10 protein-coding genes are annotated in these 11,978 nt (G+C 60.9%); 3 read left to right on the top strand and 7 right to left on the bottom strand.

Annotation, left to right across the window (positions count from 1 at the left end):
• Positions 1-93 precede the first annotated feature (93 nt).
• From sutA to glnK, 4 genes are all read right to left on the bottom strand, one after another.
• On the bottom strand, positions 94-420 hold the full coding sequence (sutA, locus tag NTD85_RS05845; RefSeq protein WP_003229413.1) for a transcriptional regulator SutA: 327 nt from the start codon (positions 418-420) through the stop codon (positions 94-96).
• Positions 421-522: 102 nt separating this feature from the next.
• Positions 523-948: a secondary thiamine-phosphate synthase enzyme YjbQ gene (locus tag NTD85_RS05840; RefSeq protein WP_003229414.1), complete on the bottom strand. Its 426-nt coding sequence runs from the start codon at positions 946-948 to the stop codon at positions 523-525.
• Between the two features lie 216 nt (positions 949-1,164).
• Positions 1,165-2,502: an ammonium transporter gene (locus NTD85_RS05835; RefSeq protein WP_103483682.1), complete on the bottom strand. Its 1,338-nt coding sequence runs from the start codon at positions 2,500-2,502 to the stop codon at positions 1,165-1,167.
• 37 nt (positions 2,503-2,539) lie between these two features.
• Positions 2,540-2,878, bottom strand: a complete 339-nt coding sequence (gene glnK, locus NTD85_RS05830; protein ID WP_002555808.1) for a P-II family nitrogen regulator — start codon at positions 2,876-2,878, stop codon at positions 2,540-2,542.
• 413 nt (positions 2,879-3,291) lie between these two features.
• Between glnK and NTD85_RS05825 the strand changes: the two genes are divergently transcribed.
• Positions 3,292-3,552, top strand: coding sequence for an accessory factor UbiK family protein (locus NTD85_RS05825; RefSeq protein ID WP_007920416.1), 261 nt, complete (start codon positions 3,292-3,294; stop codon positions 3,550-3,552).
• Positions 3,553-4,310: 758 nt separating this feature from the next.
• Positions 4,311-5,804, top strand: a complete 1,494-nt coding sequence (locus NTD85_RS05820; RefSeq protein ID WP_262141661.1) for a YifB family Mg chelatase-like AAA ATPase — start codon at positions 4,311-4,313, stop codon at positions 5,802-5,804.
• Here the strand turns inward: NTD85_RS05820 and NTD85_RS05815 are convergent.
• The 3 genes from NTD85_RS05815 to NTD85_RS05805 all read right to left on the bottom strand — a co-directional run bounded on the left by NTD85_RS05815 (position 5,801) and on the right by NTD85_RS05805 (position 10,321).
• Positions 5,801-7,015, bottom strand: coding sequence for an aldose 1-epimerase family protein (locus NTD85_RS05815; protein WP_262141660.1), 1,215 nt, complete (start codon positions 7,013-7,015; stop codon positions 5,801-5,803). The two genes, NTD85_RS05820 and NTD85_RS05815, sit on opposite strands and share 4 nt — an antisense overlap.
• A 219-nt stretch (positions 7,016-7,234) precedes the next feature.
• Positions 7,235-9,211, bottom strand: a complete 1,977-nt coding sequence (locus tag NTD85_RS05810; protein WP_262141659.1) for a methyl-accepting chemotaxis protein — start codon at positions 9,209-9,211, stop codon at positions 7,235-7,237.
• A gap of 189 nt (positions 9,212-9,400) precedes the next feature.
• Positions 9,401-10,321 (bottom strand): LysR substrate-binding domain-containing protein, encoded by a 921-nt coding sequence (locus NTD85_RS05805; RefSeq protein WP_045122673.1) that lies wholly within the window; start codon positions 10,319-10,321, stop codon positions 9,401-9,403.
• A gap of 158 nt (positions 10,322-10,479) precedes the next feature.
• On the opposite strand from NTD85_RS05805, the gene NTD85_RS05800 reads away from it, so the two are divergent.
• Complete coding sequence (locus tag NTD85_RS05800; RefSeq protein ID WP_262141662.1) at positions 10,480-11,877, top strand: NorM family multidrug efflux MATE transporter; 1,398 nt, start codon at positions 10,480-10,482, stop codon at positions 11,875-11,877.
• The last annotated feature ends 101 nt before the right edge of the window (positions 11,878-11,978 follow it).

The following is an 11,978-nucleotide window of genomic DNA, read 5'->3' as shown; positions in this document are numbered from 1 at the left end:
TCCCACAGGGGATTGCGTGCATCCCTGACTTTATTTCAGGCATGAAAAAGCCCGCAGCGACGGCGGGCTTTTTCAGCAAGCAAGCGGCACGCCTCAGATAGGGCGGCTGCCGTACTTGTTGTCCGGCTTCTTGGGCGGATCGGCGACCACATTGGCCTCCACTTCCTGCACCTTGCCGCCGCGCGCAAGGAATTCTTCCATGGCCTTGGCCAGGGCGTCGCGCTCCTTGTTCTTGGCTTCGATGCTCGGCAATTCGTCGATCGACACCGCAGCCTTGGCTTTGCCTTTGGCAGCCGGGGCCGGCGTATCGTCACCGCCATCGTCGTCAGCAACGTCTTCCGCTGCTGCTTCCAGGCCTTCCTCGGCCTCGTCTTCGTCGCCTACTTCGAGGTCGTCGTTTTCCAGATCATCGTCGCTCATGTTCTACCTCATGACTTGCGAAAAGCAGATTAGTTATAGACCAGCTTTGGCGACTGTCGAAAGTCGCCGTAAAAAAATCGGTAACCGCTGGTGACCAACGGTTTACGCCCCTTCACCGTGCAGGGTGGCGAGGACTTTACGGGCACCGCCATGATCACGGTGCTCGCCCAGATAAACGCCTTGCCAGGTGCCCAGAGCCAGTCGCCCTGCCGAAACCGGCAGACTGATCTGGCAGCCAAGTACGCTGGCCTTGAAGTGCGCCGGGAGGTCGTCCAGGCCTTCGTCGTTATGCTCATAGCCGTCTGTTCCTTGTGGGATCAGACGATTGAAAAATCGTTCGAAGTCGCGACGGACCGCCGGATCGGCGTTCTCGTTGATGGTCAACGACGCCGAGGTATGCTGCAGCCACAAATGCAACAGACCGACCCGGCACGCCTTGAGTTCAGGCAGGCCGGCGAGTAACTCGTCCGTTACCAGATGAAAGCCCCGGGGCCGTGCCCGCAGGGTTATCAGAGTCTGTTGCCACATACAGTTCTCCGCACGTTCGGGGCGCATTCTAGCGCGCTCTGGGAAAAAACAAAGGCCCTAATATTCCTGCAATGATGTAAGCCATTGGCCGCAGAAAAACGCTTGTCGTAAACACGACCAAAGCCGTACGAAAAATCCTTTCAGCCACTACCTGAATGACAAATTCCAGACAAAAAAATGCCCGGCAAGCCGGGCAAGTTTTTTCGATGCGCGTACTTACAGGTTGTAGCCGCGTTCGTTGTGTTGTGCCAGGTCCAGACCCACTGCCTCTTCTTCCTCGGTGGCACGCAGGCCCATGACCACGTCCAGTACCTTGAGGATGATGAAGGTGACGATCGCGGTGTAGATCACCGTGAAGCCGACGCCTTTGCACTGAATCCACACTTGCGAAGCGATGTCGGTCACGGTGCCGAAGCCACCCAGCGCCGGCGCGGCGAACACGCCGGTGAGAATCGCGCCGAGGATACCGCCGATACCGTGCACGCCGAAGGCATCCAGGGAGTCGTCGTAACCGAGTTTGCGTTTCAGCGTGGTCGCGCAGAAGAAGCACACCACACCGGCCGCCAGACCGATGATCAGCGAGCCCATCGGGCCCACGGTACCGGCTGCCGGCGTGATTGCCACCAGGCCTGCAACCACACCCGAGGCAATGCCCAGTGCGCTAGGTTTGCCGTGGGTGATCCACTCGGCGAACATCCAGCCCAATGCTGCAGCAGCGGTAGCGATCTGAGTCACCAGCATCGCCATGCCGGCAGTGCCGTTGGCGGCCGCGGCGGAACCGGCGTTGAAGCCGAACCAGCCGACCCACAGCATCGCCGCGCCCATCAGGGTGTAACCAAGGTTGTGCGGTGCCATCGGGGTAGTCGGGAAGCCTTTGCGCTTGCCCAGCACCAGGCACGCCACCAGACCGGCGATACCGGCGTTGATGTGAACCACGGTACCACCGGCGAAATCGAGCACGCCCCAATCGCCCAGCAGCGAACCCGGACCGCTCCAGACCATGTGCGCGATCGGCGCATACACCAGAGTGAACCAGACGCCCATGAACACCAGCATCGCGGAGAACTTCATGCGCTCGGCGAAGGCACCGACGATCAGCGCCGGGGTGATGATGGCGAAGGTCATTTGATAAGTGACGAACACCGCTTCAGGGAACAGTGCTGCCGGGCCGGTAATGCTGGCAGGCGTGATGCCCGCGAGGAAGGCCTTGGCAAAGCTGCCGACGAAGGAGTTCAGGTTGACGACGTTGGCTTCCATCCCGGTGGTGTCGAACGCCATGCTGTAGCCATAAAGGAACCACAGGATGGTGACCAGGCCGGTAATGGCGAAGCACTGCATCATCACCGAAAGAATGTTTTTCGACCGCACCATGCCGCCGTAGAACAGCGCGAGGCCGGGAATGGTCATGAACAGCACGAGGGCTGTGGAGGTCAGCATCCAGGCGGTGTCGCCGGAATTGAGGACTGGAGGCGCCACCGGATCTGCCGCCATAGCCAGGCCGGGCATTACGATGGACAACAGGGCGCCTAGCCCTGCGAATTTACGCAGAGTCATATTGTTTTCTCCTGGGGCGTTGGGTTTGTGGCGGCGTTTAGATCGCGTCGGTATCGGTTTCGCCGGTACGGATGCGGATCGCCTGTTCCAGATTGACCACGAAGATCTTGCCGTCACCGATCTTGCCGGTGTTGGCAGCCTTGGTGATCGCCTCGATCACCCGATCCAGATCCTTGTCGTCGATGGCAACGTCGATTTTCACCTTGGGCAGAAAATCGACCACATACTCCGCGCCGCGATACAGCTCGGTGTGACCCTTCTGCCGGCCGAAGCCTTTGACTTCAGTGACGGTAATGCCCTGCACGCCGATTTCGGACAGCGACTCGCGCACGTCGTCCAACTTGAACGGCTTGATGATGGCAGTGACTAGCTTCATGAAACTCTCTCCCGAATTGGTGGACTTGCCCCAGGAAAACAAACCCGACTCAAGTCTAAGCGCAGTGCCTGGCTTTGTAACGCATCGTCGGCCTTACCTGCCCGACTGACGCCAGCTAACCGCTGCCGGCGAAACTCCCCGTCCCGCCTGCCGCACTGCATTCGTCACAGCGACTGCATCAGTGCATGGGTCACTACCGACTAAGCAGAAAGCTTGCCATCTCGCCAAATTCCCCTGATTTCAATCCCTTGGCCGCAGCCGCAGGCGCTCGCGCACAAAACCCGCGATGGATACGCACAACAACGGTGCGCTGCCGTCCGTCCGCTTGCGCGAAAAGCGTGCATCCATGCCTGCGCAAATGACTATAGACACTGCGTGATACACTGCCCGCCATTGTTTACAGGACATCCACCATGCTCGCGCCCAAAGACTTCCTCGACGCCCTGAGCGGCACTGCCTCCCGCCTGTTCAGCGGTGACACCCCGCTGCCGAAAGCCGAAATCGAAAGCCAGTTCAAGATGCTGTTGCAAAGTGCATTCAGCAAACTGGATCTGGTGAGCCGGGAAGAGTTTGACAGTCAGATGGTCGTACTGGCCCGTACCCGCGCTCGCCTCGAGAGCCTCGAAGCGAAAGTTGCCGAGATGGAAGCGAAGCTGACGCCGCCTGCGGAATAACAATCCCGAGTAGAAATGCCTTCAAGTTTGCGAAGAGAAGTTAAACCGCTCCTGCCAAAGCAGGAGCGGTTTCCGTCAGATCAATCCTTACAACGAATTATTCCAACGGTCTCGCAGAAACTCGTACAGGCGAAAAGCCCATAACGCGATTCTGACGAGGCGCCACATATGTTTAAGAAACTTAGACATATTTTGGCCCTCCTTGCGTGGGGCCAAACCTCCGATGCACTTTCCGGCGTACGAACACCTTCGGGACTACACGTGAGTGTGTCCGCCAAGGCGGCCGGGTGTGAGTCCCCCAAAAAAAGCACCGGCACGGGTCTCACACCGCGTCGAGGAACATGAAGTCTTTGCGCTCCCGGCCACACTTCGCGAATACTCCATGAGTGGGCATCGTCATTGCGGATTTTATGAGCGCCCTTAGAAAAGCGATTTAAACAACTTGTATCAAGTCGTTAGGCAAGTGCTGACAACATTACCGTTGCGCCCGTTCAAGCCCTTTTGATACTTGCGCCAATGAGCAAACATGCATAACCTGATTTCACGTGAGTGTGTCCGCAAAGGATACGCAGGCCTTGGCCTCACCGAAGCCTGCAAACTGAAAACCGTCTCCTCAAGGCGGTTTTTTTTCGCCTCGAGATTGGTTGACCACTTTCCCGCAACATCCAGTGAAAGTTCGCCCCCGCCTGATCGCCCTTCCCCAACTACCCTTCAAAAACCCGCAGGAAGCGGTCCCCGATTCAGCTCAAGGAACGACCATGTCCCTCTCCATCGTCCACAGTCGCGCCCAGATTGGCGTCGATGCCCCCGCCGTCACCGTCGAAGTCCATCTCGCTAACGGTCTGCCCTCGCTGACCATGGTCGGCCTGCCGGAAGCGGCGGTGAAGGAGAGCAAGGACCGGGTGCGCAGCGCGATCATCAATTCCGGGCTGCAGTTTCCGGCGCGGCGGATCACCTTGAATCTGGCGCCGGCGGATTTGCCCAAGGATGGCGGACGGTTTGATCTGGCGATTGCCTTGGGGATTCTATCGGCGAGTGTGCAGGTGCCGTGTCTGACACTCGATGATGTGGAATGCCTCGGTGAGCTGGCGTTGTCCGGCGCGGTAAGGCCGGTGCGCGGGGTGTTGCCGGCGGCACTGGCGGCGCGCAAGGCCGGGCGGGCACTGGTGGTACCGCGGGCGAATGCCGAGGAGGCGTGCCTGGCTTCGGGCCTGAAGGTGTTTGCGGTGGACCATCTGCTGGAGGCGGTGGCGCATTTCAATGGGCACACGCCAGTCGAGCCTTATGTATCGGACGGGCTGATCCATGCCGCCAAACCTTATCCCGACCTCAATGAAGTGCAAGGTCAGATGGCCGCGAAACGGGCGCTGCTGATTGCGGCGGCGGGCGCGCACAACCTGTTGTTCAGCGGGCCACCGGGGACGGGCAAGACCTTGCTGGCGAGTCGCTTGCCGGGGCTGCTGCCGCCACTATCCGAATGCGAAGCCCTGGAAGTGGCAGCGATTCAATCGGTCGCCAGCGGCGTGCCGCTGACCCATTGGCCGCAGCGACCGTTTCGCCAGCCGCACCACTCGGCATCCGGTCCGGCGCTGGTCGGTGGCAGCTCCAAACCGCAACCCGGCGAGATCACCCTCGCACATCACGGTGTGCTGTTTCTCGATGAATTGCCGGAGTTTGATCGCAAGGTGCTGGAGGTGCTGCGCGAGCCGATGGAGTCCGGACATATCGTGATCGCCCGAGCCAAGGATCGCGTGCGCTTTCCGGCGCGATTTCAGTTAGTGGCGGCCATGAATCCGTGTCCCTGTGGATATCTTGGCGAGCCGAGTGGCAAGTGTTCGTGCACGCCGGACATGGTTCAGCGCTACCGCAACAAGCTGTCGGGGCCATTACTGGATCGGATCGACTTGCACCTGACGGTGGCGCGGGAGGCGACAGCGTTGAATCCTACGGTGAAGCCGGGCGAAGACAGTGCCACTGCCGCGGAACGTGTCGCCGAGGCGCGGGAACGGCAGCTGAAACGCCAGTCCTGCGCCAATGCCTTTCTTGATCTGCCGGGGCTGAAACGCCACTGCAGGTTATCCACAGCCGATGAGACCTGGCTGGAATCGGCCTGCGAACGGTTGATCTTGTCACTGCGCTCGGCACATCGGTTGCTCAAAGTCGCCAGAACCCTGGCCGACCTTGAGCAAGTCGATGCAATCCGCCGTGAGCATCTGGCCGAGGCGCTGCAGTATCGGCCGGCGACGCCTTAATGCTCGGTCAGATCAACCAGCGGCGTCTGCCGCACTTCGGTTTCACGCCCGGCCTGAATTTCGGTCACGTGCTTCAACGCATTATCCACAGCGCCTTTGTCCGCCAGCAGGCTGTAGCTGATCTGGAACTGTTGACTGGCCTTTGGCGCAATGGTCGGCACCAGATTCAACGGACGCTGATAGCGGCGGTTGTAGGAAAAACTGGTACCCGGCTCAAGGCCCGTTACATAGCCCTGCCCTTGAGTGTCGGTGTTTTTCCACAGGGAAAATACCGGCAGTTGCTGCGTATTGAAGCCAACAGAGACACCGAGGCTGCCAGCCTTGTTATGCAACACAGCCAGGGTTTCGCCCTTAGCGTCCGCATAAGGCACGACGTTGTAGACGGTTTCGTCGTAATCCCTGGTCGGCCCGCGATACGTCTGCCAATCCGCCAACTCGGCCTTGGCCTTGTCGTTGAAGGGCGAGACCTGCTTCACCGGCGCCGCGAACCGGGCGCCCTGTTCAAGGAACGGCGTACTGAAGTTGCTGTGATACAGCGCCTGGTATTCCTTCGGATAATCGCCGTTGTTGGTCAGCGTATCGTTGAGGGCGAAACGCACGCTACCGGGCTCGGTGACCAGTTCGGTGACGACCGAGAAGTCGACTTTCTTGAACGCCTGCTCTTTCAGTTCGCCGCGCAGACTGATGGCGTAGGGTGGTTTTTCGTCAATGTGCAGGGTGACGCTGCTGGCCGGGATGTTGGCGGCGCGCCCGTGCAGAGTCAGCAACTCACCATTGTCCATGCCGGGATGGCCGACCCATTCATAACCGCAGCGGGCCACCAGCTCGTTGAAGCCTTCCAGCCAACCCAGGCCACCGCGTCCGTTGAGTTCGATGAAAGCCGGGTTGACCACTTCCTTGACCGGCGAATCCCAGCCCATGCGCACACTACCAACAGAGGCTTGCAGGACATTCATGCCACGGGTCGGTACCACCGAGAGTTTCATCGTGCCGTTATCGATATCGACGATGCTGACACCTTCCTGTCGCCCGCCGTGCAAGGTGCGCAGACTCACGGAGAAAGGCTTGTCGGTTTTCACCCCGAGCTGCTCACTGGTGATGCTCCAGTTTTGCGCGGGTTTGTTGGTGTCGAGAAGTACGTAATCCCAAGCCATGGCATGGGAAGCAGCGGACAGTGCGCCGAGGGCGACGGAAAGTTTGAGCGGGGTCATGGCAGCAGCCTTTATTGGAGTTGTGCCATTTTTATAGCGCTGCGGAAACGTTTCAGCAAGAAAAGATGAGAGACATATAGGGTGATTTGCCATGGAACGGCGGCGTTACATTCGCGAGCAGGCTCGCTCCCACAGAGTATTCGGGTGCTCAAACGATTTATGAGCTACCCCGAAAACTGTGGGAGCGAGCCTGCTCGCGAAAGCTATATCAAGGCTGTATCAACGGAAGCGATCAACCTCGGAACGCAAATCCGCCGCCAGCTTCTCCAGCTCTTTGGCGGTGACCGCAAGGTTGGAAACCACTTCACGCTGCTCGCTGTTGGCCAGCGCAATGCTCTGCAGATTGCTGCTCAGCAAAGTAGCCGTGCTGCTCTGCTCCTGCGTCGCCGTGGTAATCGCCGCGAACTGCTGGCCGGCAGAACGGCTCTGTTCATCAATCCGCGCCAGCGCCGATGCCACATTGGCGTTGCGCGACAGGCCTTCCTGCATCAACAGGTTGCCCTGCTCCATGGTGCTGATGGCGTTGCCGGTTTCCTGCTGGATGCTGTGAATCATCCCGGAAATTTCGTCAGTCGCCTGACGGGTGCGCGACGCCAGGTTGCGCACCTCATCGGCCACCACGGCAAAGCCACGGCCCTGTTCACCGGCACGCGCAGCTTCGATGGCCGCGTTGAGCGCCAGCAGGTTGGTCTGTTCGGCAATCGAGGTGATGACGCTGACGATGCCGCCGATTTCCTGGGAGCGCTGACCGAGGGTGTTGATCACAGTGGCCGTGGTGTTCAGCGCGCCGGCAATTTGCTCCAGCGAGGACGACGCCTCTTGCATCGAGGTGCGACCGATCTGGGTCTGCTGGGCATTTTCCTGAGCCAGACGCTGGGTGTTGCCCATGTTGTCGGCGATGTTCAACGAGGTAGCGCTGAACTCTTCCACCGCGCCGGCCATGCTGGTGATTTCCCCAGACTGCTGCTCCATGCCCTCGTACGCACCGCCGGACAAACCGGACAACGCCTGGGCCCGGCTGTTGACCTCTTCCGAGGAGCGGCGGATGTGCTCGACCATGGTCGACAGCGCCTGGCTCATCTGGTTGAACGCACGGGACAACTGGCCGATCTCGTCGTTGCTCGACACATTCAGGCGCACGCTCAGATCACCGGCGCCCAGCGCTTCGGCCTGACGCACCAGATCGCCCAGCGGCTGCAGTTTGCTGCGCAGCAGCCACATCGCCGCGCCCACCGCGATCAGCATCGCCAGCAGACTGCCGATGGCCAGTTGGGTACCGACACTCCAGGTCACCGCGCGAATCTCGGACTTCGGCATGCTCGCCACCACCGACCACGGGCCGCCCTCGAACGGCACGGCAATGCTGTAGAAATCTTCGCCGCTGTCGCTCCAGAACTGGCCCTTGCCCGGGGTCTTGGCCAGGCCGTTGATCACCGGCACCGCTTGATCCAGCGCCTGCACCCCCGCCGGCGCCACCAGCCATTTGTTTTGCTCATCCAGCAACGCCAGCGAACCGTTCTGACCGATACGGAAGCGCTTGAGATTGGCGAACTGGGCGTTCTGCGCATCGGTGTAGTCGAAACCGACGAACAACACCGCAATCACCTTGCCGCTGCCATCGCGAACCGGCGTGTACTGAGTCATGTAGGAGCGATCGAACAGCAAGGCGCGACCGACGTAACCCTGCCCCGCCATCAACTTCGCGTAGGCCGGATGCGCGTGATCGAGCAAGGTGCCGATAGCGCGGGTGCCGTCCTGTTTGGTCAGGGAGGTGCTGACCCGCACGAAGTCTTCGCCGCTGCGCACGAACAGCGTGGCGACGCCAGCGGTCATCTGCTTGAACTCGTCAACTTCCTTGAAGTTGTTGTTCAACACTTCGCTGCCCAGGTGCAGGCCCGGGGTTTGAGTGCCTGCAACCGTCACCGGCTCATCCGGGTGAATGCTCAGGCCCGCGCTGAAGCGCTTCTCGAACAGCCCGCTCAGGCGCTGGGTGCTTTCGCGCAGCGTGCCGTGGAAGGTGCTCAGTTGGTCGGCCAACAGCCGCGCCTCACTGGCGAGGTGCTCTTCACGGATGGCGAGGTTGGCGGTATCCAGCGAACGCAGGGCAAACACCGTACTGCCGCTGATGACAATCGCCAGTATCACAGCGAGCGCAAGGCCCAGCTGCGAGGCGATCCGGGCGCGAGGTTGAGACATGGACAGCTCCTGGCCGAGCCACCGGATCCTCCTTGATCGCAGCACTTGCTCGGAAAATTCTAATAATGGGGGTGAAATCGTGGCGACCGGCACGACGGTTCCACATGCTCATTCTCGGCGGTGAAACCGAATACTTGAGTAAATAGCGGGGTTATGGCGCAAGGCCGGCATTGTGCGGGCTCGAACGTTTCAGCTCAAGCGCTTGACCAGCGGCAACGCCATGGCGCGCACTTCGCCTTGCAGGAAGTCGCTGAGGCGGCGCAAACGTTCACCTCCCGGGCGGGTTTTCGGCCACACCAGGTAATAATTCAGTCCGCTGGCGACCGCAGTCGGCCATGGCAGGCTCAGTCTTCCTTGCGCCACATCTTCGGCGACCATCAGCAAATCGCCCATCGACACCCCGTAGCCTCGGGCTGCGGCGATCATCCCCAGCTCGAGGGTATCGAACACCTGTCCGCCCTTGAGCGAGACCTGATCGGACAGGCCCATGTGCTCCAGCCAACTGCGCCAGTCGCGCCGATCCGGAGTCGGGTGCAACAGTTCAGTGGACGCCAGACGCGCAACATCCCACGGCTGGTCGTTCAGCAGATTGGGCGCGCCCACCGGTATCAGCTCTTCCGGGAATAGCAGGCTGGCTTCCCAGTCGGGCGGGAAATGCCCATCACTGAGCAGCACAGCGCAGTCGAACGGCTCGTTGTTGAAGTCCACCGAATCCACGTCCATCCAGGCGCTGGTCAGTTGCACCTCGTTACCCGGTTGCAGATGGCGGAAGCGGCTGAGGCGCGCCAGCAGCCAGCGCATGGTCAGGGTAGACGGCGCTTTCATGCGCAGGATGTCGTCTTCGGCGCGCAAGGTGTTGCAGGCGCGCTCAAGGGCCGCGAAGCCGTCGCGGATTCCGGGCAACAGCATCCGCGCCGATTCCGTCAGTTGCAGGTTGCGCCCGCTGCGATGAAACAGCTTGCAGGCGAAATGCTCTTCCAGTGTCTTGATGTGCCGGCTGACTGCACTCTGGGTGATCGACAACTCCTCGGCCGCGCGGGTGAACGAGCTGTGCCGCGCCGCCGCTTCGAATGCGCGCAGGGCATACAACGGAGGAAGACGACGGGACATTCGCAGAGCTCCTATAGCGGGTTACGGCCAACCCGGCAGAATCTTCTCATGATGAGTTTTAATCATGCTAACCATCCTTTTTATCCCTTTGTGCAAACCCTGCCAAGCGCCGAGAATCGTCGGCTCTCTGTTCCCTCTTTGAATGAGTGGTGATGACCATGCAGCATCCCGTGCGTACCGAACTCTGGGCCATCCTGCGGCTGGCCGGGCCGCTGATTGCCTCGCAGTTGGCGCACATGCTGATGGTGCTGACCGACACCTTGATGATGGCGCGCCTCAGTCCCGAAGCCCTGGCCGGGGGCGGACTGGGGGCGGCGAGTTATTCGTTCGTGTCGATCTTCTGCATCGGTGTGATTGCAGCGGTCGGCACCCTGGTGGCGATCCGTAAGGGCGCGGGCGACATCATCGGCGCGGCCCGCCTGACCCAGGCCGGGTTGTGGCTGGCATGGCTGATGGCGCTCGGCGCCGCACTGCTGCTGTGGAACCTGAAACCGGTGTTGCTGCTGTTCGGCCAGACCGAAACCAACGTCCATGCCGCCGGGCAATTCCTCATTGCCCTGCCCTTCGCCCTGCCCGGCTACCTGAGCTTCATGGCCCTGCGCGGCTTCACCAGTGCGATTGGCCGGGCGACCCCGGTGATGGTCATCAGCCTCGGCGGCACCGTCGCCAACTTCCTGCTCAATTACGCACTGATCACCGGGATGTTCGGCCTGCCGAAACTGGGGCTGACCGGCATCGGTCTGGTCACGGCAATCGTGGCCAACTGCATGGCGCTGGCGCTCGCGTGGCACATTCGCCGGCATCCGGCCTACGACGCCTACCCGTTGCGCGCCGGTCTGTCGCGACCCAATCGTCAATATCTGCAAGAGCTTTGGCGTCTCGGCCTGCCGATTGGCGGCACCTATGCCGTGGAAGTCGGCTTGTTCGCCTTCGCCGCGCTGTGCATGGGCACCATGGGCAGCACGCAACTGGGCGCCCATCAAATCGCCCTGCAGATCGTTTCGGTGGCGTTCATGGTGCCGGCGGGGATGTCCTACGCGATCACCATGCGCGTCGGCCAGCACTACGGCGCCGGACAACTGAGCGATGCGCGGATATCCGGGCGGGTCGGCATCGTTTTCGGTGCGGTGGTGATGCTGGGTTTTGCCATGGTGTTCTGGCTGCTGCCGAATCAACTGGTCGGGTTGTTCCTCGATCACAACAATCCGGCGTTTGCCGAGGTGATTCGCCTGGCGGTGAGTCTGTTGGCGGTGGCGGCGTGGTTCGAGCTGTTCGACGGCACGCAGACGATTGCCATGGGCTGTATCCGCGGGCTCAAGGACGCGAAAACCACGTTCCTGGTCGGGCTCGGTTGCTATTGGCTGATTGGCGCACCGGCCGCGTGGTGGATGGCGTTCCACCTGAACTGGGGGCCGACGGGCGTGTGGTGGGGTCTGGCGCTGGGCCTGGCCTGCGCGGCAGTGAGCCTGACCCTGGCGTTTGAATGGAAGATGAAGCGGATGATTCGGTTGGAGCCTGCATCAGCAGATCAGTACACAATCGCTCAGGCAGACTGAGACTCCCTTGTGGGAGCGGGCTTGCTCGCGAAAGCGCTGGGTCAGACAGCACATGCCTGGACTGACACGGCGCCTTCGCGAGCAAGCCCGCTCCCACAGGG

It is taken from the genome of Pseudomonas sp. 13B_3.2_Bac1 (genome assembly GCF_025466205.1).
GTDB classification, from domain to species: Bacteria; Pseudomonadota; Gammaproteobacteria; order Pseudomonadales; family Pseudomonadaceae; genus Aquipseudomonas; species Aquipseudomonas fluorescens_H.
This window is presented reverse-complemented; position numbering and strand designations above follow the sequence as displayed.

Bases quoted from the DNA above. Each gene is read 5' to 3' on its own strand.
- NTD85_RS05840 (WP_003229414.1), bottom strand. From the start codon at position 948: ATGTGGCAACAGACTCTGATAACCCTGCGGGCACGGCCCCGGGGCTTT.
- glnK (WP_002555808.1), bottom strand. From the start codon at position 2,878: ATGAAGCTAGTCACTGCCATCATCAAGCCGTTCAAGTTGGACGACGTG.
- sutA (WP_003229413.1), bottom strand. From the start codon at position 420: ATGAGCGACGATGATCTGGAAAACGACGACCTCGAAGTAGGCGACGAA.
- NTD85_RS05835 (WP_103483682.1), bottom strand. From the start codon at position 2,502: ATGACTCTGCGTAAATTCGCAGGGCTAGGCGCCCTGTTGTCCATCGTA.
- NTD85_RS05815 (WP_262141660.1), bottom strand. From the start codon at position 7,015: ATGACCCCGCTCAAACTTTCCGTCGCCCTCGGCGCACTGTCCGCTGCT.
- NTD85_RS05805 (WP_045122673.1), bottom strand. From the start codon at position 10,321: ATGTCCCGTCGTCTTCCTCCGTTGTATGCCCTGCGCGCATTCGAAGCG.
- NTD85_RS05800 (WP_262141662.1), top strand. From the start codon at position 10,480: ATGCAGCATCCCGTGCGTACCGAACTCTGGGCCATCCTGCGGCTGGCC.
- NTD85_RS05810 (WP_262141659.1), bottom strand. From the start codon at position 9,211: ATGTCTCAACCTCGCGCCCGGATCGCCTCGCAGCTGGGCCTTGCGCTC.
- NTD85_RS05825 (WP_007920416.1), top strand. From the start codon at position 3,292: ATGCTCGCGCCCAAAGACTTCCTCGACGCCCTGAGCGGCACTGCCTCC.
- NTD85_RS05820 (WP_262141661.1), top strand. From the start codon at position 4,311: ATGTCCCTCTCCATCGTCCACAGTCGCGCCCAGATTGGCGTCGATGCC.